The following is a 19196-nucleotide window of genomic DNA, read 5'->3' on the forward strand; positions in this document are numbered from 1 at the left end:
GAGTAACATCGTGGCCATCCGCGAAATATTGAAGATGGGCGACCCGCGCCTGCTGCGCGTGGCCGAACCGATCACCGCCTTCGGCACGCCCGAGCTCGACAGCCTGGTCGCCGACATGTTCGACACCATGCACGCGGCCAACGGCGCCGGCCTGGCCGCGCCGCAGATCGGGGTCAATTTGCAGCTGGTGATCTTCGGCTTCCAGAGCAATGCGCGCTACCCGGACGCGCCGCAGGTGCCGGAAACCGTGCTCCTGAATCCCGTGCTCACGCCCTTGTCCGACGACATGGAAGAGGGCTTCGAGGGCTGCCTCTCGGTGCCCGGCCTGCGTGGCAGCGTGCCGCGCCATACCCGCCTGCGCTACGAAGGCGTGGACCAGTACGGCAAGGCCATCCGGCGCGAGGTCGACGGCTTCCATGCGCGCGTGGTGCAGCACGAAGTCGACCACCTGCTCGGCATCCTGTATCCGATGCGGATCCGGGACTTTTCGCGCTTTGGCTTCACCGAAGTGATGTTTCCCGGCCTCGACCCCAGGGCCGACGATTGAGCGCCGCCGCCTGGCCGGGACGGGCCTTCCTGCTGCTGGCGCTGGCCGCGCCGCTGGCGCAGGCCGATGAACTGTTCACCAAAATCGAGGCCGGGCCGAAACGCGAATTCTGGATCGACAGCGGCTTCCGGACCGCGCACTTCGACAGCGACAAGCGCCTGAACGGCAACAACAAGGGCCTGGGCGTCGAATACCGCTTTTCAGGCACGGCGGCGGCCGTCGCCGGCCGCTTCCACAACAGCGACCGCGCCTGGTCGAACTACGCGGGCGTGCTGTGGCAGCCGTATGCGGTGGGCCCGGTGCGCGTCGGCACCGCGCTGGCCGCCTTCGACGGCTACCCGAAGATGCGCAGCGGCGGCTGGTTCCCCGCCGTCATCCCCACGCTGACCTACGACTACGGGCGCGTGGGCGTCAACGTCGGCATCATCCCGAACTACAAGAACCGGCTGTATGGCGGGATTTCGCTGCAGTTGAAGGTGAAGGTCTTCGAATAATTGTCGGCATTCGGGATTCGGCATTCGGCATTCGGCGTAGGGCGTAGGGTGGGCACTTGTGCCCACGCGGTCTCACGGTTCGCATGCCGGCGCCGTCGATCGATGGCGTGGTTTTCAAATGGTGCGGCCGCGTGGGCTCAAGAGCCCACCCTACAAAGCAGCGCTGGCCAGTAACGATCACCGGTGGGGACGAGTACCCACCCTACGCACTCCGGCAATCTTCACCCCGCCGGATACGGGCTCTTGCCCCCTTCGGCAATGAAGCGATCAATCCGCTCCTGCAGCACCGGCAGCGGCACCGATCCCAGCTGCAGCACGGTGTCGTGGAAATGCCGGATGTCGAACTTCGCGCCCAGCGCCTTTTCCGCCCTGGCGCGCGCCTCCATGATCGCCATCTGCCCCAGGTAGTAGGACAGCGCCTGCCCCGGCCACGAGATATAGCGGTCCACCTCGGTCGTGATCTCGTGCTCCGACAGCGCCGTGTTCTCGCGCAGGTAGGCTTGCGCCTGTTCGCGGGTCCAGCCCTTGGCATGGATGCCGGTGTCGACCACCAGGCGCGAGGCGCGCCAGGCCTGGTAGCTCAGCATGCCGAACACTTCGTACGGCGTCTCGTAGATGCCCATCTCGGTCCCCAGGCGCTCGGTGTACAGCGCCCAGCCCTCGCCAAAGGCGGAGATGTAGGCTCGGCGGAAGCGCGGCAGGCCCTTTTGTTCCAGCGCCACCGGCATCTGGAAGGCGTGGCCGGGCGCCGATTCGTGCAGGGTCAGGGCCGGCAGGCTGTACAGGGCGCGCGCCGGCAAATTGTAGGTGTTCACCAGGTAGACGCCGGGGCCGCCGCGGCCCGCCGTGTAGTAGGGCGCCTGGTCGTCCGGCACCGGCAGGATCGCGAAGCGCTGGCGCGGCAGGTAGCCGAAGTACTGGCCGGCCTTGGCGTCGAACTTCTTCGCCACCCAGGCCGCGCGCATCAGCAGTTCTTCCGGCGTCTTCGCATAGAAACGCGGGTCGGTGCGCATGAACTGCAGAAAGGCCGGGAAGTCGCCCTTGAAGCCGGTCTGGGCGATGGTCGTCACCATCTCGGCGCGGATCTTCGCCATCTCGGCCAGGCCGATGCTGTGGATCTCGTCGGCAGTCATGCCCGTGGTGGTGTACTCGACGATCTTCGACTGGTAATACGCCTTGCCGTCCGGGAGGCGCTCGGCGGCCAGCACCTCGCGCGCACCCGGGATGTATTCCTCGCGCATGAATTTCAGTACACGCGCATACGCGGGCTGCACCTGGCTGCGGATCGCGTCCACGGCCTGGGCGCGCAGCGCGGCCTGCTCGGCGGCCGGCATCGATGCCGGCATGGTCTTGAACGGCGTGTAGAACACGGTGTCCTCGGGCGCGGCGTCGGCCACCGAGGCCAGCGAGGCGTCGCGCCCGCTGAGGGTGACCTTCGGCGGCGTGAAGCCGCGCGCCAGGCCGGCGCGCATGTTGTCGAGCTGTTCGCCGAAGTAGCGCGGGTAGCTGGCCAGCTGCGCGAGGTAATTGGCGTATTCCTCGCGGCTGGCGAAGCCCTGGCGCGCGCCATAGGCGACGTCGGTCCAGAAGGCGCTGTCGGCGTTCAGCGGCTGTTCGTATTCGCGAAAGCGCAATTCCTCGACAAAGGCCGCGACCTGGGCGCGGTAGACCTGGTAGTCGAGCCGCGCCGCCGGCGACAGGCCGGCCTGGGGCAGTGCGTCGAGCTGGCGCAGCACGCCCTGGAAATAGGCCAGGCGTGCCGCCTGGGTCTTGGCATCGACGTGCGGCAGCTCCGGGCGCACCTTGCCGCGCGTGTCGTCGTCGCTCGCCAGGCGTTCGCCCACGCGCCACTGCCATTCGGCCTTGTAGATGCTTTCGAAGCGGGCGTCCACCGCCGTGTGTGCGGGCGCAGCCTGCGCGCTGCTTGCCACCAGGATTCCTGCAACGGCCAGGGCCGCGACCAGCGTGTGCTTCATGTTGCTCCTCGTTTTTCTCTGGATTCCGAATAATTGCTAGTTAACATTATGTGCCAAGGCTTTGTCGGCGCATGTTTTTTCTTTCCATACCAACAGAAAGCATTGTTTTCTCACGTTGCGCTGTCCTTTTATAAAAATTGTCGGTATTGCCTCTATAATTGAGGATCAGCCAGCCAGTCGGCGGGCCGTGCACACTTACAATGACAGCTGATCAGCAAGCATGGACCAGAAAAAATGACGCGGAGCTTCCGCCGTCTGATAAAGCCGACATGACGAACAGGAAAGAAACGACCACACCCATGCAAACGCATGAGCAGGCAGACGCGGGCGCGCAGCCGCCCGGGATCAAGCCCTGGCTGCGCCTGGGCGAGCAGCTGACGCCCCTGATCGGCGACAGCGGTTTTTGTGTGTTGTTCGGGCGCGCCGTGCGGCTGACCTCGGTGCAATTTGGTGGCCTGCAAGGGTGCGACCCTTCGAAACCCACTTCCCACCTGTTCGCGTCCCTGACCAGAACCCTGAACGAGCTAGGACCGGAGCAGGCAGCGCTGGCGAATGCCGCGCTGCTCGACACTTTTACTAAGCAGCTGGGAAACCTGATCGGCGCAGCGTTGACGAAGCAACTGTTACAAGACGCAATGGGCGGGGACGGGCAGAAGCATGAACAGGAGCAGAAGTAAATGAACGACAAAGTAGCCTTGGGACTGCTGAAAACAGGCGTGCCGGGACTGGACACGCTGTTGGGTGGCGGACTCCCCGAATTCTCGTTCAACCTGGTTGCCGGGCCACCGGGCAGCGGCAAGACCACGCTGGCGCACCAGATCATGTTTGCGCTGGCGACGGGCGAGCGCCGCGCCCTGTTCTTCACCGTGCTCGGCGAGCCGCCGCTGAAGATGCTGCGCTACCAGCAGCAATTCTCCTTCTTCGACATGAGCAAGGTCGGCCCGGCGATCCGCTACGTCAACCTGGGCGAAAACCTGCGCACCGGCGACTTTTCCGGCGTGCTCGAACGCATCATGGCCGAAGTCGAAGCCTTCCAGCCTTCGCTGGTGTTCGTCGATTCCTTCCGCTCGGTGGTCCAGACCGCCAAGGGCGGCAACGAAGGCGTGGCCGATCTGCAGTTCTTCATCCAGGAACTCGGCACCCGCATGACCACCTGGCAGGCCACGACCTTCCTGATCGGAGAGTACATGCACACCGACCCGGAAGCCAACCCGATCATGACCGTGGCCGACGGCATGCTGTCGCTGACCCAGGCCCACGAGCACAGCACCGTGGTGCGCAAGATGCGTGTGGTCAAGATGCGCGGGCGCGCCCACCTGGCTGGCTCGCACAACTTCCGCATCACCGACGACGGCCTGCGCACCTATCCGCGCATCCTGCCGCCGCTGGCGGCCGACCGCCACCCGGGCGGCATGATCGACCGCGAGCTGCGCCGCATCCAGACCGGCACGCCGGGGCTGGACAAGATGCTCAACGGCGGCCTGCCGCAGGGCCACATGATGCTGGTGGCGGGGCCGACCGGCGCCGGCAAGACCATCCTCGCCACCAATTTCCTGCGCGAAGGGGTGGCCCAGCGCGAGAAGGGCGTGGCCATGTTCTTCGAGAAGGGCACGCCGCGCCTGCGCAACGCCGAACTGGCGGACATGGTGCAGTCCGGGCAAGTGGCGGTGGTCGAGAGCCGCCTGCTCGACCTCACCGTGGACGAACTCATCGACGAACTCGAACATACCCTGCGCCGCACCGGCGCCAAGCGCCTGGTGATCGATTCGCTGTCGGAGTTCGGCCTCTACATGGCGCCGGAATTCCACGCCGATCTGCGCCTGTCGGTGTTCCGCATGCTGTCGGTGGTGGCCAAGCATGGCGTCACGGCACTGGTGACGATCGGCCTCGACGACATGTTTACCGAGCTGCGTTTCAGCCAAGCGAATATTTCCTATCTCACCGACGCAGTGGTTGCCCTGCGCTATGCCGAGGTCGAGGGACAACTGCAAAAATTCATGTCGGTTGTCAAGGTACGCGGTAGCGACCACAGCAGGGATGTGCGCGGCTACCAGATCACCGACGCCGGCATCGAGGTCGACGAATTGCCGACCGGCGTCGAAGGGACGCTCACCGGCGGCTCGGTGCTGCGCGCGCCGGTGCGCTAAGGAGAACTGGGAATGTTCCACGAAGACGACAGCAGTTCGCTGCAGCGTTCCCTCCAGTCCGGCTCGGAGCAGCTGACCCCCGACCCGCTCAGCACCACGCTGCTGCGCCACATCGGCGCCCTCGAAGACGAAGTGGCGCGCCTGCGCGAGTCGCTGCGCGAAAAGGAAGCGCTCGAAGCCACGGTGGAGCGCCTGCGCGAAGCCAACGAGCACCTGGTGGTGGCCGCCATCAACGCCCAGGGCTCGCGCGACGACGCCGAAGCCACCAACCGGCGCCAGAACGAATTCCTGGCCATGCTGGCCCACGAGCTGCGCAACCCGTTGGTCCCGATCAGCATGTCGGCGATGCTGCTGGAGCGCTCGTCCGACGCCTCGCCCCAGCTGCTGAATTTCTCGAAGGTGATCCGGCGCCAGGTCGACCACATGGCGCGCCTGCTGGACGACCTGCTCGACGCCGCACGCATCAGCAGCGGCAAGATCACCCTCAGCCTGGAGCCGATGCCGATCTCGCACGCCATCGACCAGGCGCTCGAAACAGTGCTGCCGCGCATCCGCGAGCGTGGCCAGCACCTGTACCTGAACATGCCGCAAGATCCCGGCGAGCCGGCCGCCACCCGCGGCGACCGCGTGCGCCTGACCCAGGTGTTCACTAACCTGATCGGCAATGCCTCGAAGTACACCGGCGACGGCGGCAACGTCTACGTCGACGTCACGGTGGAAACCGGCGAAGTGGTGGTGGCGGTGCGCGACAACGGCACCGGCATCGCGCCCGAGGTGCTGCCGCACATCTTCGATTTGTTTACCCAGGGCCCGCGCTCGCTGGCGCGCTCCGAGGGCGGCCTGGGCGTGGGCCTGAACGTGGTGCGCAACCTGGTCTCGATGCATGGCGGGACCGTGAGGGCCGAGAGCGGCGGGCTTGGCCATGGCAGCCGTTTCGTGGTGCGCCTGCCGCTGTGTGCGCTGGCAAGCAGTGCGCCGCCACTCGAAGTCGCGGCGACGGAGCCCTCGGGCCGCTGCCGTGTGCTGCTGGTCGAAGACAACATCGACGCCTGCGAAACCCTGAAGGCTTTCCTGGAACTCGAAGCGCACGACGTCACCATGGCGCACGACGGCAAGGCCGGGCTGGAAGCGATGCTGGCGCACGACTACGACGTGGTCGTCTGCGACATCGGCCTGCCCGGCATGGACGGGCTGGAAGTGCTGTCGCGCCTGCGCGCCTCGGGCAAGGCCGCCCAGCCGCTGGCGATCGGCCTGTCGGGCTACGGCCAGGCCGAAGACCGCTCGCGCGCGCTGGCCGCCGGCTTCGACCATTACCTGGTGAAGCCGGTCAGCCCGGATGCGCTGCTGGCGCTGGTGGCGCCGCGGCGGTAGGAGCTGCAATCGCACTGGCTGGAAGGCCCCTCCGTCTTCTAAAGCTGCGGCCGGTCCTGCCCAGTACCCGAGTCGACACTTCGGGTCTGGATTCCTGGCCGCACCTTCGACATATAGTTGCATATCCGGGTCTTTATCTTCCAGTGACCCACCATCTCGAATAACAACATTCCTTGCTTGATTCTCCTTCCTTGAGCGATTGACTCTTCCCAAATTGTCAGCGCTGTGTACGAGCAAAAATCGGCACTTGCTCAATTTACAACGGAGATGAGAATGGCGATCGACGCTTACCTGAAAATCGGCGACATCAAAGGGGAATCCGAAGACGAGAAGCACAAACAATGGGTCGAGGTAAGCCACGTCAACTGGGGTGTAACCCAGCCCCGAGCTTCTACATTATCGACGGCAGGAGGCCATACTAACGGCAAGGCCGATCTGTCGGAAGTCACCTTCACGAAGCTGGCTGACGTTGCATCGCCTATCCTGTTTCAACATTGCGCAATGGGCAAGACCATTCCTAACGCTGTGATCGAGTTCATGCGTGCCGATGGCGATGGCAAGCCGATCACCTATTTCAGACTCGACCTTGAAAACGTCATGGTTGCCAGTTTCCACCCGAACAGCGGGGAAGGCGGCGTCTTGACGGAGCAAGTGCATCTGGCTTACTCGAAAATCAAGGTTTCCTATACAAGGCAGAAGATCGCCGGGGGCGTTGCCGGTAGTACATCTGGCGGCTGGGACTGTGCAGCGAACAAGGTTTGCGCTTGACAAGGAGCCAATATGACGCATCCGGCCAGCTATTCAGGCAATATCGCCGCTTTAGTGCAGCGTTGGACCGAGCAAAAGGCAATAGACGAAAAGGAGGGCAAGCACACCTTCATCGCAAACGGGCAATGTGCCCGGCTCCCGCAAGCGCTAACGAACGTCGGCCACACCAGCCGGTGGCAGCCTGGAGACCGCGTGATCGACGTGACCCGAACGCTTCGGCCGGGTACGGTCATAGCGAACTTTCTCTTCGAGTACGATAAGGCATGGTTTCCGAACTCGCACGGCTGGCATGCTGCGCTATTTGTCAAAGCTGAGGGCTTCAGCATGACAACGGGACGGCCGAGCAAAATATGGCTCTTCGATCAGTATCTGGGAAAGAAGAAGAAAACGCCTGGCGTTCGCTGGATCAATTGTTACACCGATGAGCACGTCAGAACGTACGGCTTCTCCGATTCAGACAATGGGAGTGCCTTTTTTGTCGTGAATACACCATGAGACGCTTACTGATTGTCATACTCGCGTTGTTCTGTTCCGCCGCCGGCGCCGAGGTCTACAAGTGTCCTCAGACCTATCCGCGCAAGGAGGGCCGCGGCACGCCTCTTACAGGGGCATACATGCACATGGGAGAGTTGCGTGGAGATGGCTGGCTGCAAGGTAATGAAGAAGCAGCCCAGGAAGGCTTCGATGTACGCTATGCCTTTCTGGACGAAGAGCAAGCTTGGCTCGTGTGCCAGTACGGAGGCATGAAGAGAAACAAAGGGCGGTTCCACGATGGGCATGAATGGAATCAGTCAGTGGAGGGCTCGACCACTGAATGGTGGATGAAACTTGGTCCCAAAGTCGGTGTTTGCATTGTCGAAGTTCGGGAGGTCAAGCCACCCAACGCCGGCAAAAGCATATGGACGGTGACGACGGCCTGCGCGCGGCCCCGCCTGTAGTTTCGGCGTGAAGCCGGCCAACCTCACCCGCCTAGCGCCGCGACGCTAGGCAGTTGCTGCGCCAACCACTTGGCGCGCGTGATTTCCCAGGCCGCGTGCGGGCTGTCGTACCAGGTTTCCTCGCCGCGGTAGCGCATGCCAAGGCGCGCCATCACTTTCGCCGAGTCGGCATTCTCCGGCTTGCAGACCGCCACCAGCAGCGGCGCCTCCAGGGTGTCGAAAGCCCAGGCAGCCATCGCATGCGCCGCCTCCGACGCCAGGCCCAGGCCCCACTTGTCCGGGACCAGCCTCCAGCCGATCTCGTGCGGATTCGCCGGGTCGCGCCCCAGGTACTGGATGCAGCCGGCGCCAATCACGCGGCCGCTTTCCCGCTCGACGAAGGCCCACCAGGAAAAGCCGTATTGCGCCCAGCGGCCTTTCACCAGGTCGATGGCGGCGCGGGTCTGCTCCGGCGTCTCTGGCTGGCCGGACAGATGGCGCATCACTTCCGGCAGGCGGTTCATCGCCTGCAAGCCATCGAAGTGATGGTCGTCGAAAGCTTCCAGGCGCAGGCGTTCGGTGGTCAGTATGGTCATGGTCTCGTTCGAATAAAAAAAAAGGCCGGTTGAGAAAACCGGCCTTCGTTATTTCACATGCTTACTGGTGCGCGTGATGCGTCGCGGTCAGGCGCCGCATCAGCGGCAGCACGGCCAGCGCGATCAGCGTGCACAGCACGGCGGCGATGCCCAGCTTGTTGAACAGGCTGGTGTAGATCGGCAGGGTCTGCAGCGGATCGGTCATGCCGGAAGGGACGCTGGCCAGGTTGGCGACCACACCGCCCAGGTATTGCGAGATCCCGGTGGCGACGAAATAGGCGCCCATCATGAAGCCGCCCATGCGTGCCGGCACATAGCGCGCCACCATCGCCAGGCCCAGGCCCGACACCAGCAGTTCGCCCAGCGAATACAGGCCGTAGCCGGCGATCATGATCCACGACGAGGTCAGGCCGTTCACGGCGAACGAACCGGCGAAGCCGTAGGTGAAGAAGCCCAGCGCCACCACCGAGAAGCCGAGCGCGAACTTGCCGGCGATCGAGAGGTCCGAGCCGGTACGGCCGGCGCGTGCGTACATGAATGCGAGGACCGGGCTCAGGACCATGATCCAGATCGCGTTCAGGGCTTGGAACTGGGCCGGCGACCAGGTCCACAGGTGAGAACCGAACACGGTGAAGTCGAGGTCGACGTTACGCAGCGCGAACAGCGACAGCGAAGTCGACATCTGCTGGTAGAAGATGAAGAAGAACACGGTCTGCAGCGTGAGGATCAGCGCGGCAATCAGGCCGGCGCGCTCGCTGGCTTCGCTCTTGCGGATCAAGTGGACAAAAATGCCCAGTACCACGATGCCGGCCAGGTAGACGAAGATGCGCGCCAGGCTCTGGTACTGCAGGATCACGGCGGAGACGCCGACGGCGACCACGCCGCCCGCCAGCACCATGGCCAGCTTCGATTTATCCAATGGCAGGTCGTCCGGCAGCGAACCGACGTGGCGGATGGTGGCGTGCATCATCATTACGGTGAGCAAACCGACCACCAGGCCGACCGAGCACACGGCGAACGCCGCGTGCCAGCCGAGTTCGTTGCCGTAGGTGGCATTCACGTAGTCCTTGATGGCGGGCGTGGCCAGCATCGAGACGGTCGAGCCGACATTCACGGCCATGTAGTAGATGGTGAAGGCGGAGTCGATCTTCGAGTCGTCGCCTTCGTAGATCTTGCGCACCAGGTTGGCGGTGTTCGGCTTGAACAGGCCGTTGCCGACCACGATCACGCCGAGGGCCGAGAACAGGAACCAGGTGTTTTCGGTCGGGACCGCCATCAGGGCGTAGCCCAGGGTCAGGATGATGCCGCCGAGGACCATGCAGCGGCGGGTGCCGAGCACCTTGTCGCCGATCCAGCCGCCGATGGCGGGAGCGACGTAGATCAGGGCGGCGGCGGCGCCCCAGACCAGGTTGGCGCGGCTGTCTTCGAAGCCGATGCGCTGCACCATGAAGTACACGATCAGCGCCTGCATGCCGTAGTAGCCGAAGCGTTCCCAGAGTTCGATCAGGGCAACCGTCATGAACGAGCGGGTCTGGCTGTACGGGAGGATTTCCGTTTTCAATTTAATTCCCTTCTTGGATGGACGTTCACCGCTGGCTCGTGACCAGAGGCAAGCGTTGCATGCTACGCCAGGGAATGGGAAGTTGCAATGGTGGCAGGTGTGCTTACAGGGTACATGCGGCGGGTAGTGGGGCTGTTGCCTGTGCTTGTATTGGTGTGCATGATCCGCGTGGGCACGGGGTGCCCACCCTACGAATTACGCCGGTGGTTCGGCGCAGTGCGCCTCGGCGCCAAACCCCGAGCTGGCGATGTTTTCGTAGGGTGGGCACCTGTGCCCACGCGGTCTCACCGGACGAATAACGGCAAACCCTGCGAATGGACTGGACGCCAACTGCATCACGCCGCGATCACCGCCCGCTCCGCCAACAAGGCCGCCGCTGCCGCTGGCGGCAGCGGCCTGCTGATGTAATACCCCTGGATCTCGTCGCACTGGTAGGCCTCCAGCGCCCGCACGTGCCCGATGGTCTCGACGCCTTCCGCCACCACCTTCAAATTCAGGCTGTGCGCCAGGCTGATCACTGCCTTGGTAATGGCCGCGTCGCCGCCGTCGGTCGGCAAATCGCGCACGAAGGTGCGGTCGATTTTCAACGCGTCGAGGGGAAAGCGCTTCAGGTAGGCCAGGCTCGAATACCCGGTCCCGAAATCGTCCACCGACAGCCGCATGCCCTGCGCCTTCAGGTTCGACAGGATCGCTACCGCCGCTTCCGGGTCGGCCATCAGCATCGACTCGGTCAGTTCGAATTCCAGCAGGCGCGGATCGATCCCCGCCGCCGCCACGATGGCGCGCACCGTCTCGGACAGCCCGGCATGCGCCAGCTGGCGCGCCGACAGATTGATCGCCACCGGCGGCACGTTCTCCAGCGTCTCGCTCCAGGCGCCGAGCTGGCGGCAGACCTCGGCGATCACCCATTCGCCCACCGGCAGGATCAGGCCGGTATCTTCGAGGATGGCGATGAAGTCCAGCGGCGAGACCAGGCCGCGCTCGGGATGGCGCCAGCGCAGCAGGGCCTCGAAGCCGCTCACCGCGCCGCTGCCCAGGCGCAGCTTGGGCTGGTAGTGCAGCTCGAATTCGCCGCGCTCGATCGCCAGGTGCAGGTCGGTCTCGGTCTGCAGGCGCCGCGCCGCGGTCGCGTGCATCTCGGCTTCGAAGAAGCGGAAGTTGTTGCGGCCGCTGTTCTTGGCGCTGTACATCGCCGTGTCGGCGCTTTTCAGCAGGGTGGCGGCGTCCAGCCCGTCGTGCGGGTAGCCGGCGACGCCGACGCTGGCCGACACGAAGATCTGCTGGCCCTGCAGCAGGAAGGGGCGCGCCAGGCCGTCGACGATGCAGCGCGCGATGGCTTCGGCCTCGCGCGCGCTGGCCAGGTGCGGTAGCACCACCGCGAACTCGTCGCCGCCCAGGCGCGCCACCACGTCGCCGGGACGCACGCAGTCCTGCAGGCGTCGGCTGGCCTGGGCCAGCAGCTCGTCGCCGACGCTGTGGCCCATCATGTCGTTGACGCTCTTGAAGCGGTCGAGGTCGATGAACATCACGCCGGCGCAGTGCGCACCGCGCGCCGAGCCGGCGATGGCTTCTTCCAGGCAGACCGACAGGCGGTGCCGGTTCGGCAGGCCGGTGAGGGCGTCGTACTGGGCCAGGTAGGTCAGGCGGCTCTTCGCGTCCTCGCGCTCGATGGCGGTGGCGAGGATGTTGGCCAGGCCGTTCAGGAAGCCGTCCTCGTCTTCCTGGAAGGTGCGCTCGACCGGCGCGTAGACGCCGAGCGCGCCGTACAGGCGGTCGTGGCAGACGATGAAGACCTCGATGCTGCTGCCGGCATCCGTTGCGCCGAGCAGGCCATGGCTCCAGCGCGCCAGGTAGTCCGAGGAATCGGGACCTGGAACGTGGGGGAAGGCGGCGCCCGCGGCGTGCGGCGGGAAGCCGTGGCCGGCCTGCAGCGCGGCGCTGCCGCGATCAGGGTCGAAGCCGAACACCGCGGCGTGGCGCACCTGCAGGCCTTCGCAGGCAACCTGGGTGGCCATGGCGAACAGTTCCTGCAGCGGGCCGGCTTCGAGCGCCTTGCGCCCGAGGCGTGCGAGCAGGCCCTGGCGCTTGGCGTTCTGGATGATGGCGTTCTCGAATTCCTTGCGCTCGGTGATGTCGAAGTCGATGCAGATGTATTTTTCCACCAGGCCGGCGCCGTCGAAGATCGGCACCACGGTGCGGCGCCACTGGCGCTCGCCGTCGCGCGAGGACACCTCGACTTCGCCGTTCCAGACACTGTCGGAGGGCGCCCAGGCGCGGCCGCTGCCGGCCAGCGGGGCGCCGACGCGCGCCAGCTCGGCGCCGATCAGTTCCTCGCGCGTATAGCCGGCATGGCGCACGAACTGCTCGTTGACGCCGGTGATGCGGCCCTCGCGGTCGACTTCGCAGACGATGGCCGCCTGGTCGAGCGCGCTCTTGTGCTGGACCAGGGAACTCATCAGCGCGGCGATGCGCTGGCCGTACTGGTCGCGCATGCTGGCGGCGCTGCGGTTGACGGCCTGGATCGCTTCGCGGATCTCGAGCGGCGCGTCGTCGTCCAGGGCTTCGGCGAGGCCGGCGCTGGCCGCGCCTTCGTCGCCGTAGAAGCGCAGGCGTCCCAGGTTTTCCAGCCAGCGCGCCAGCAGAGTGCGCGCCAGCACCAGGCTGACGAACAGGGCGATCGCCGCCAGCCCGGCCGACTGCAGCAGCAGCGACCAGAGCTGGGCGGCGAGCTTGCGTTCGTTGAACGACAGGCGCAGCACGCCGTAGTCCTTGCCGCCGACCGTGACCACGCGGTTGACATCGAACAGCGCGCCGGCGACGCGCTGGGTCATCCAGTCCGGGGCCGGCGCCTGGTAGAGGTCGTCGGGCGCCTCGACGCGGATCACGCCGCCGTCGAGGTCGATGAAGGTGGCGCTGTGGAAGGGCGACTGTACGATCATCGTCGACAGGGTGCGCTTGACGGTGTCGTAGTCGCCGATCACGGCGCTGTCCTCGACCGCCTGCGAGGCCACCTCCACCAGCGTGGACGCTGCATCCTGGGTTTCCTCCACGTGCTGCAGGAACTGGTGGCGGTAGAACATGCCCAGGCCGGCCGTCACGAACAGCAGCATGCTCAGTGCGAACAGCGTGAACACGCGGCCGACCAGGGAGCGCGGCAGCAGGAACCCGTGCAGGCGGGCGAAGATCGCAGGCGGGGTGGAAGGCATGGCCCTAGCGCAGTTCGGCCGGGGCGGCCTGGTAGAAGCTGCGGTAGGCGGCGTAGTCGGCGTCGCTGGCGGCAACGAACGACAGCGGCTCCGGCGCGTGGATCAGTTCCGCGGCGTTGTCGAGGATGCGCCGGCCTTCCGGATCGCGGTGCATGTTGAGGAAGGCGGCGGCGACCGCGCGCACCTGGGCCGCCGGCACGCGCGGCGAGGCCATCAGGGCCAGGTCGTTGAACGGGGCCGAGCTCCACAGCACGCGGAAGTGCTTGTCCTCGCGCCCGGCGTAGTTGGCCACCAGCTGCGAGTTGGCGCCGGCGGCGCGCGCGCGGCCGCTGAACATCTGGGTAAAGGCGGCGTCCATGTTGCCGCCAAAGGCGACCGTCACCGGCACCCCCTGGCGCAGCAGCTGGGCATAGCTCACCTTGTAGGCGATCAGCGCTTCCGGGCCGGGGAACACGACGGTGCTGTTGGCCAGCTGCGACAGGCGGCGGATCGGCGAATCGGCCGGCACCACGATCTGGGCGCGCACCGGCTCGGCGTTGCGGCGCCCGAACACGGTCCAGCCCATCTTGGCGCGCTCGGGGCTGAACAGGTGGTTGGTGAAGGCGAAGTCGACCTCTTTCGCCAGCACATAGCTGGTGGTGTCGGCCGAGGTGCGGCCCAGTTTCAGGTTCAGGCGCACGCCGCTTTTCGTCGAAACGTAGCGCACGATGGGGTTCCAGAAGCTGGCCGAGACCTGCAGGTTGTACTGGTTCACCGGCGAGAAGTTGTAGACCGGCGGTGCGGCGCCAGGTTTCGCTGGGGCGGCATTCGCGTGCACGGCGAGCGACGAACAAAGGAGCAGCGCGAAGCCTGCCCGGAAAGGGGTACGCATGGAAGTCGAGGGGAGCTGTGGAGTCGGACGGCGATGTCATTACGCCAGCCGGCAAATATAACACAATTCCACAAGACAATGTTTATGATCGTTTTTGCAATAGCGTAGGGTGGGTTCTTGAGCCCACCGTGCACGTGGTAAGCACAAATGCGAATGGTGGGTTCGAGAACCCACCCTACCTGATCACGGAGGCTCAGAACGCCTCGTCCGCCCCCAGGTAGCGCCACTGCCCCACCGGCAAATCGCCCAACTTGACGCGCCCGATGCGCACCCGCTTCAGGCCGATCACCTTCAGCCCCACCATGTCGCACATGCGGCGGATCTGGCGCTTCTTGCCTTCCTTTAGGGTGAAGCTGAGCTGGTCCTCGTTCTGCCAGCGCACCTTGGCCGGCAGCAGCGGTTTACCGTCCATCCACAGGCCGTGGTTCAGCTTTTTCAGGTCGCTGTCGGGCAGCTTGCCCGGCTTGGTGTACTGCACCCGCACCAGGTATTCCTTGTCGACGCTGGTGGTCTCGCCGATCAGCTGCTTGGCGATGCGGCCGTCCTGGGTCAGCACCAGCAGGCCGACCGAGTCGATGTCGAGGCGCCCGGCCGGCACCAGCGAGCGCAGCTGGGTGGGGTGGAAGTTTTCCGGGGCCGGATCGTCGGCCCAGCGGTTCTCGGCCTTGATCAGGGCCACGGCCGGCGTGTAGCCATCCTCGGCCTGGCCGCTGACGTAGCCCATCGGCTTGTTGATCAGGACCGTAACGCGCTTCGATTGCTCGGCCGCGGCCTGGCGCTCAACGGTGATGCGTTGCGAAGGCAGCACCTTGCTGCCCAGTTCGGAGATCACCTTGCCGTCGACCCGCACCCAGCCGCGGGCGATCCATTCATCGGCTTCGCGGCGCGAGCACAGGCCGAGTTCGGACATACGTTTGGAAAGGCGGAGCGGTTCGGTCATAGGGCTGCAAACAAAAAAGAATTAATTGGACAGCGCGTCCAGCAGCTCGGTTTCGAGCTGGACCTGCACGCGCGGGTTGTTCAGGTTCGGGCCGTCGATCAGGAACACGTCCTCGACGCGTTCGCCCAGGGTCATGATCTTGGCCGTGTGGAGGTTGATGCGGTAGCGCGTCAGCACATTCGCAATCGCGTACAGCAGGCCGGTGCGGTCATGGGCCGCGATCGACAGCAGGTAGTTCTGGCCGCGCTCGTCGGGACGCATGTCCACGGTCGGCGTGATCGGGAAGTGGCGCGACAGGCGCGACAGGCGGGAGCGCGTCGGCGCGCCCAGCGGCGCCGTTGATGCCAGCACCTCGCACAGTTCGTGCTCGATCAGGCTGATGATGTCGCGGTAGTGCTTGGCGAAGGTAGCGTCGGTGACCAGGAAGGTGTCGAGCGCATAGCCGTCGCGCGTGGTGTGGATCTTGGCGTCGAGGATGCTGAAGTTCTTGCGGTCGAAGTAGCTGCAGATGCGCGCGAACAGGTCCGGCTGGTCCTTCACATACACCGTCACCTGCAGGCCTTCGCCGATCGGCGCCAGGCGCGCCTTGACCACCGGCCGCCCGCTGCCCAGCTTGTCGTGCAGGCAGCGCGTCTGCCAGGCGATGTCGGAGGCGTCGTGGCGCAGGAAGTAGACCACGTCGAGCTGGTCCCACAGCGCTTCGTGGGCATTCGCCGGCAGACCGAACAAACGCAGCGTGGCCAGCGCTTCCTGCTGGCGCATGCGCAGCTCGCGGTCGGCCGAATGCGGTTCGCCCCCCAGCACGCGCAAGGTAATCCGGTACAAATCCTCCAGCAGCTTGGCCTTCCAGGCATTCCATACCTTGGGGCTGGTGCCGCGGATGTCGGCCACGGTCAGCAGGTAGAGGGCGGTCAGGTGGCGCTCGTCCTTCACCACGCCGGCAAAGGCGGCAATCACGTCCGGGTCAGACAAATCCTGCTTCTGCGCCACCTGCGACATGGTCAGGTGCTGCTCGACCAGGAACACCACCAGCTCCGTATCCTCTTCGGAGAGGCCATGCTCGCGGCAGAACGCGAAGGCGTCGGTCTTCCCGAGCTCGGAGTGGTCGCCGCCGCGGCCCTTGGCGATGTCGTGGAACAGGGCCGCCACGTACAGCAGCCAGCGGTCGCGAAAGTTGGCGATCAGGGCGCTGCAGAACGGGTATTCGTGGGCATGCTCGCTCATGGTGAAGCGGCGCAGGTTACGCACCACCATCATGATGTGCTGGTCGACGGTATACACGTGGAAGAGGTCGTGCTGCATCTGCCCGACGATGTTGCGGAAGTTGGGCAGGTAGCGTCCCAGCACACCGAATTCGTTCATGCGCCGCAGTGCGTGCACCAGGCCGACCGGCGCCTTCAGGATGCGCAGGAAGCGCGCCTTGTTGGCCGGGTCGGCGCGGAAGTCGTCGTCGATCAGGTTGCGCGCATGCCAGAGCGCGCGCGTGGTGCGCGCCGTCATGCCCTTGATGTCCGGGCGTTCCGTCATGGCGACGAAAATCTCCAGCACCGCCGACGGCGTGGTCTCGAAGGTATCGTCGCGCACGATGTCGATGAAGCCGTTGACCTCGTTGAAGCAGCCGCCGCACGAGGAACTGAGCGGCCGCGGCACCGAGGGCTGCGGGAACAGCCTCGCCTCGATGTTCTGCAGCAGGATGGTGTTCAGCTGGGTGACGGTCTTCGCGGCCCAGTAGTAGCGCTGCATCAGGTATTCGGATGCGCGCCGCGCGCCCGGTCCCGGCGGGTCGGATGCGAGCCCGAACGATTCGGCAATCGCGGTCTGCACGTCGAACAGCAGGCGGTCTTCGCGCCGCTTGGTCTGCAGGTGCAGGCGCACGCGGATGTCCTTGAATGCGCGTTCCTTTTCCATCAGCTGGCGCGCCTCGACGCGCGTGATCAGGCCGCGCGTGGCCAGCTGGCCCCAGGAATTCGCCAGTCCCGCCGCTTTCGCCACCCACAGGATCACCTGCAGATCGCGCAGCGCGCCCGGGCTTTCCTTGCAGTTCGGCTCCAGCGCAAACGCGGTGTACTCGTACTTGGCGTGGCGCAGGCGCATCTCGGCGGTCTTGGCCTGGAAAAAGGCCTGCGGGTCGAGCGCTGCGCGGTAGCGCGTTTGCAGCTGGGCGAAGAGGGCCGTGTCGCCGGTGACCAGGCGCGCTTCGAGCAGGCTGGTTTGCACGGTGATGTCGGCCGCCGATTCGAGCAGGCATTCGTCCACGGTACGGATGCTGTGGCCGATCTCCAGGCCCAGGTCCCAAAGCAGCTGCACCAGGCTTTCCAGCTTGGCTTGCGTGATGGCGTCGGGTGCCGCGCCGAGCAGGACCAGGACGTCGACGTCCGAATACGGAAACAGTTCGCCGCGGCCGTAGCCGCCGACCGCCACCAGGGCCGTGTTGGCGGGCAGGCGCGCCGCGCGCCAGGCTTCGCCGAGGATGCCGTCGACGCAGCGTCGCAGGCTGCGCAGCAGCTTTTCGGGACGGTCGTCGCGGCGGAAGCGGTCGAACAGCGCCTGGCGTTCGGCTTTCAGCTTCTGCCGGAGTGCGATTCCAATTTCGGGATGCGCGGTCTCGGGATGCGCGGTCCCGGGTTGCGTCTCGTCGCGCTGCGCGGCTGGCATGGGCAATCCTTAGGCGGGAACCGATTCGTGCGGCAGCACGATGGCTGGCGGCGGCGGGGTGCCGGCGGACTGGGTCAGGACTTCATAGCCGGTTTCGGTGACCAGGATCATGTGTTCCCACTGGGCCGAGAGGCTGCGGTCCTTGGTCTTGATGGTCCAGCCGTCGGGCAGGGCCTTGATCTCGCGTTTTCCCGCGTTGATCATCGGCTCGATGGTGAAGATCATGCCCGGCTCCAGCTTTTCCAGCGTGCCGGGTTTACCGTAGTGCAGCACCTGCGGCTCTTCGTGGAAGACGCGGCCGATGCCGTGGCCGCAGAACTCGCGCACCACGCTGTAGCCGTGCTTTTCGGCGTGCTGCTGGATCACGTGGCCGATGTCGCCCAGGTGCGCGCCCGGTTTCACCTTGCTGATACCGAGCCACATGCATTCGTAGGTGATCTCGGCCAGGCGCTTGGCCATGATCGACGGTTTGCCGATGAAGAACATGCGACTGTTGTCGCCGTGGAAGCCGTCTTTCGTGATCACGGTGACGTCGATGTTCATCACGTCGCCATCCTTCAGCGGCTTGTCGTTCGGGATGCCGTGGCAGATCACGTCGTTGAGCGAGGTGCAGACCGATTTCGGGTAAGGCGGGTAACCCGGCGGCTGATAGTTCAGCGGGGCAGGGGTCGTGCCTTGCACGTTGACCATGTATTCGTGGCACAGGCGGTCGAGTTCGGCGGTGGTCACGCCGGGCTTGACGAAGGGCGTGATGTAGTCGAGCACTTCGGCGCCAAGGCGACCGGCAATGCGCATGCCGGCGATTTCGTCGGGGGTCTTGATGGAGATGGACATAGGGGCTTCGGACAAAACAGTCAATATTCGTAACAGCGCGTAACAGCCGAGTAAAGATTTCACTCGCTGCAATATCCTCCACATTATAAGTGATGACGTATGCCCCTGCCGAGGAGTCAATCGTAGGGTGGGCACTCCGTGCCCACGCGGTACGCACGTGCCAATCCTGCGTTGGCCGCGCCGCCGCTTCCCGAAGCAGTGCTGTGCAGCGTCCAGATCATGACAAAGCTTGATATACAACTCAAATCCCGCTAGAATCTCGGGTTGCTCCGATCCTGATCGGGCAATGTTGTCAAAGTAGTCTATTTTATTT

Annotated in this window: 16 protein-coding genes; 8 read left to right on the forward strand and 8 right to left on the reverse strand. The window is 65.1% G+C overall.

The genetic code is table 11. From position 1 onward, the window contains the following. Positions 1–10: 10 nt before the first annotated feature. Complete coding sequence (gene def / locus QWL29_RS03185; RefSeq protein ID WP_305821441.1) at positions 11–547, forward strand: peptide deformylase; 537 nt, start codon at positions 11–13, stop codon at positions 545–547. Continuing rightward, positions 544–1041, forward strand: coding sequence for a hypothetical protein (locus QWL29_RS03190; protein ID WP_305821442.1), 498 nt, complete (start codon positions 544–546; stop codon positions 1039–1041). Before def ends, QWL29_RS03190 begins: the two co-directional genes overlap by 4 nt. Positions 1042–1262: 221 nt before the next feature. Here the strand turns inward: QWL29_RS03190 and QWL29_RS03195 are convergent, their stop codons facing one another. After that, positions 1263–3017: a DUF885 domain-containing protein gene (locus QWL29_RS03195; RefSeq protein WP_305821443.1), complete on the reverse strand. Its 1755-nt coding sequence runs from the start codon at positions 3015–3017 to the stop codon at positions 1263–1265. Positions 3018–3217: 200 nt separating this feature from the next. Here QWL29_RS03195 and QWL29_RS03200 point away from each other — a divergent pair, with 200 nt between their 5' ends. The 6 genes from QWL29_RS03200 to QWL29_RS03225 all read left to right on the forward strand — a co-directional run bounded on the left by QWL29_RS03200 (position 3218) and on the right by QWL29_RS03225 (position 8241). Beyond that, a complete protein-coding gene (locus tag QWL29_RS03200) occupies positions 3218–3694 on the forward strand; it encodes a hypothetical protein (protein ID WP_305821444.1) in 477 nt (158 codons plus the stop codon). Next, positions 3695–5164 (forward strand): DUF7125 family protein, encoded by a 1470-nt coding sequence (locus QWL29_RS03205; RefSeq protein ID WP_305821445.1) that lies wholly within the window; start codon positions 3695–3697, stop codon positions 5162–5164. A gap of 12 nt (positions 5165–5176) precedes the next feature. Then, positions 5177–6535 carry a hybrid sensor histidine kinase/response regulator gene (locus tag QWL29_RS03210; protein WP_305821446.1) on the forward strand — a complete coding sequence of 453 codons (1359 nt, stop codon included), beginning with the start codon at positions 5177–5179 and terminating at the stop codon, positions 6533–6535. A gap of 273 nt (positions 6536–6808) precedes the next feature. Further along, the gene (locus QWL29_RS03215; RefSeq protein WP_305821447.1) at positions 6809–7303 is read left to right on the forward strand and encodes an Hcp family type VI secretion system effector; all 495 of its coding nucleotides are present in this window, start codon (positions 6809–6811) and stop codon (positions 7301–7303) included. Between the two features lie 12 nt (positions 7304–7315). Beyond that, positions 7316–7798 carry a BPSL0067 family protein gene (locus QWL29_RS03220; RefSeq protein ID WP_305821448.1) on the forward strand — a complete coding sequence of 161 codons (483 nt, stop codon included), beginning with the start codon at positions 7316–7318 and terminating at the stop codon, positions 7796–7798. Then, positions 7795–8241 carry an STY0301 family protein gene (locus tag QWL29_RS03225; protein WP_305821449.1) on the forward strand — a complete coding sequence of 149 codons (447 nt, stop codon included), beginning with the start codon at positions 7795–7797 and terminating at the stop codon, positions 8239–8241. Before QWL29_RS03220 ends, QWL29_RS03225 begins: the two co-directional genes overlap by 4 nt. 23 nt (positions 8242–8264) lie before the next feature. On the opposite strand, the gene QWL29_RS03230 is transcribed toward QWL29_RS03225, so the two are convergent. The 7 genes from QWL29_RS03230 to map all read right to left on the reverse strand — a co-directional run bounded on the left by QWL29_RS03230 (position 8265) and on the right by map (position 18883). After that, positions 8265–8816, reverse strand: coding sequence for a GNAT family N-acetyltransferase (locus tag QWL29_RS03230; protein WP_305821450.1), 552 nt, complete (start codon positions 8814–8816; stop codon positions 8265–8267). Between the two features lie 61 nt (positions 8817–8877). Continuing rightward, the gene (locus QWL29_RS03235; RefSeq protein WP_305821451.1) at positions 8878–10377 is read right to left on the reverse strand and encodes a peptide MFS transporter; all 1500 of its coding nucleotides are present in this window, start codon (positions 10375–10377) and stop codon (positions 8878–8880) included. A 335-nt stretch (positions 10378–10712) separates the two neighbouring features. Then, on the reverse strand, positions 10713–13583 hold the full coding sequence (locus QWL29_RS03240) for an EAL domain-containing protein (protein WP_305821452.1): 2871 nt from the start codon (positions 13581–13583) through the stop codon (positions 10713–10715). 4 nt (positions 13584–13587) lie between these two features. Continuing rightward, positions 13588–14454 (reverse strand): phosphate/phosphite/phosphonate ABC transporter substrate-binding protein, encoded by an 867-nt coding sequence (locus tag QWL29_RS03245; protein WP_305821453.1) that lies wholly within the window; start codon positions 14452–14454, stop codon positions 13588–13590. 193 nt (positions 14455–14647) lie between these two features. After that, on the reverse strand, positions 14648–15394 hold the full coding sequence (locus QWL29_RS03250) for a pseudouridine synthase (protein WP_305821454.1): 747 nt from the start codon (positions 15392–15394) through the stop codon (positions 14648–14650). Between the two features lie 21 nt (positions 15395–15415). Beyond that, positions 15416–18049, reverse strand: a complete 2634-nt coding sequence (locus tag QWL29_RS03255) for a [protein-PII] uridylyltransferase (RefSeq protein WP_305821455.1) — start codon at positions 18047–18049, stop codon at positions 15416–15418. A 9-nt stretch (positions 18050–18058) separates the two neighbouring features. After that, positions 18059–18883, reverse strand: coding sequence for a type I methionyl aminopeptidase (gene map / locus QWL29_RS03260; protein WP_305821456.1), 825 nt, complete (start codon positions 18881–18883; stop codon positions 18059–18061). Between the last annotated feature and the right edge of the window lie 313 nt (positions 18884–19196).

Source organism: Massilia brevitalea (assembly GCF_030711405.1).
GTDB classification, from domain to species: Bacteria; Pseudomonadota; Gammaproteobacteria; order Burkholderiales; family Burkholderiaceae_D; genus Telluria; species Telluria brevitalea.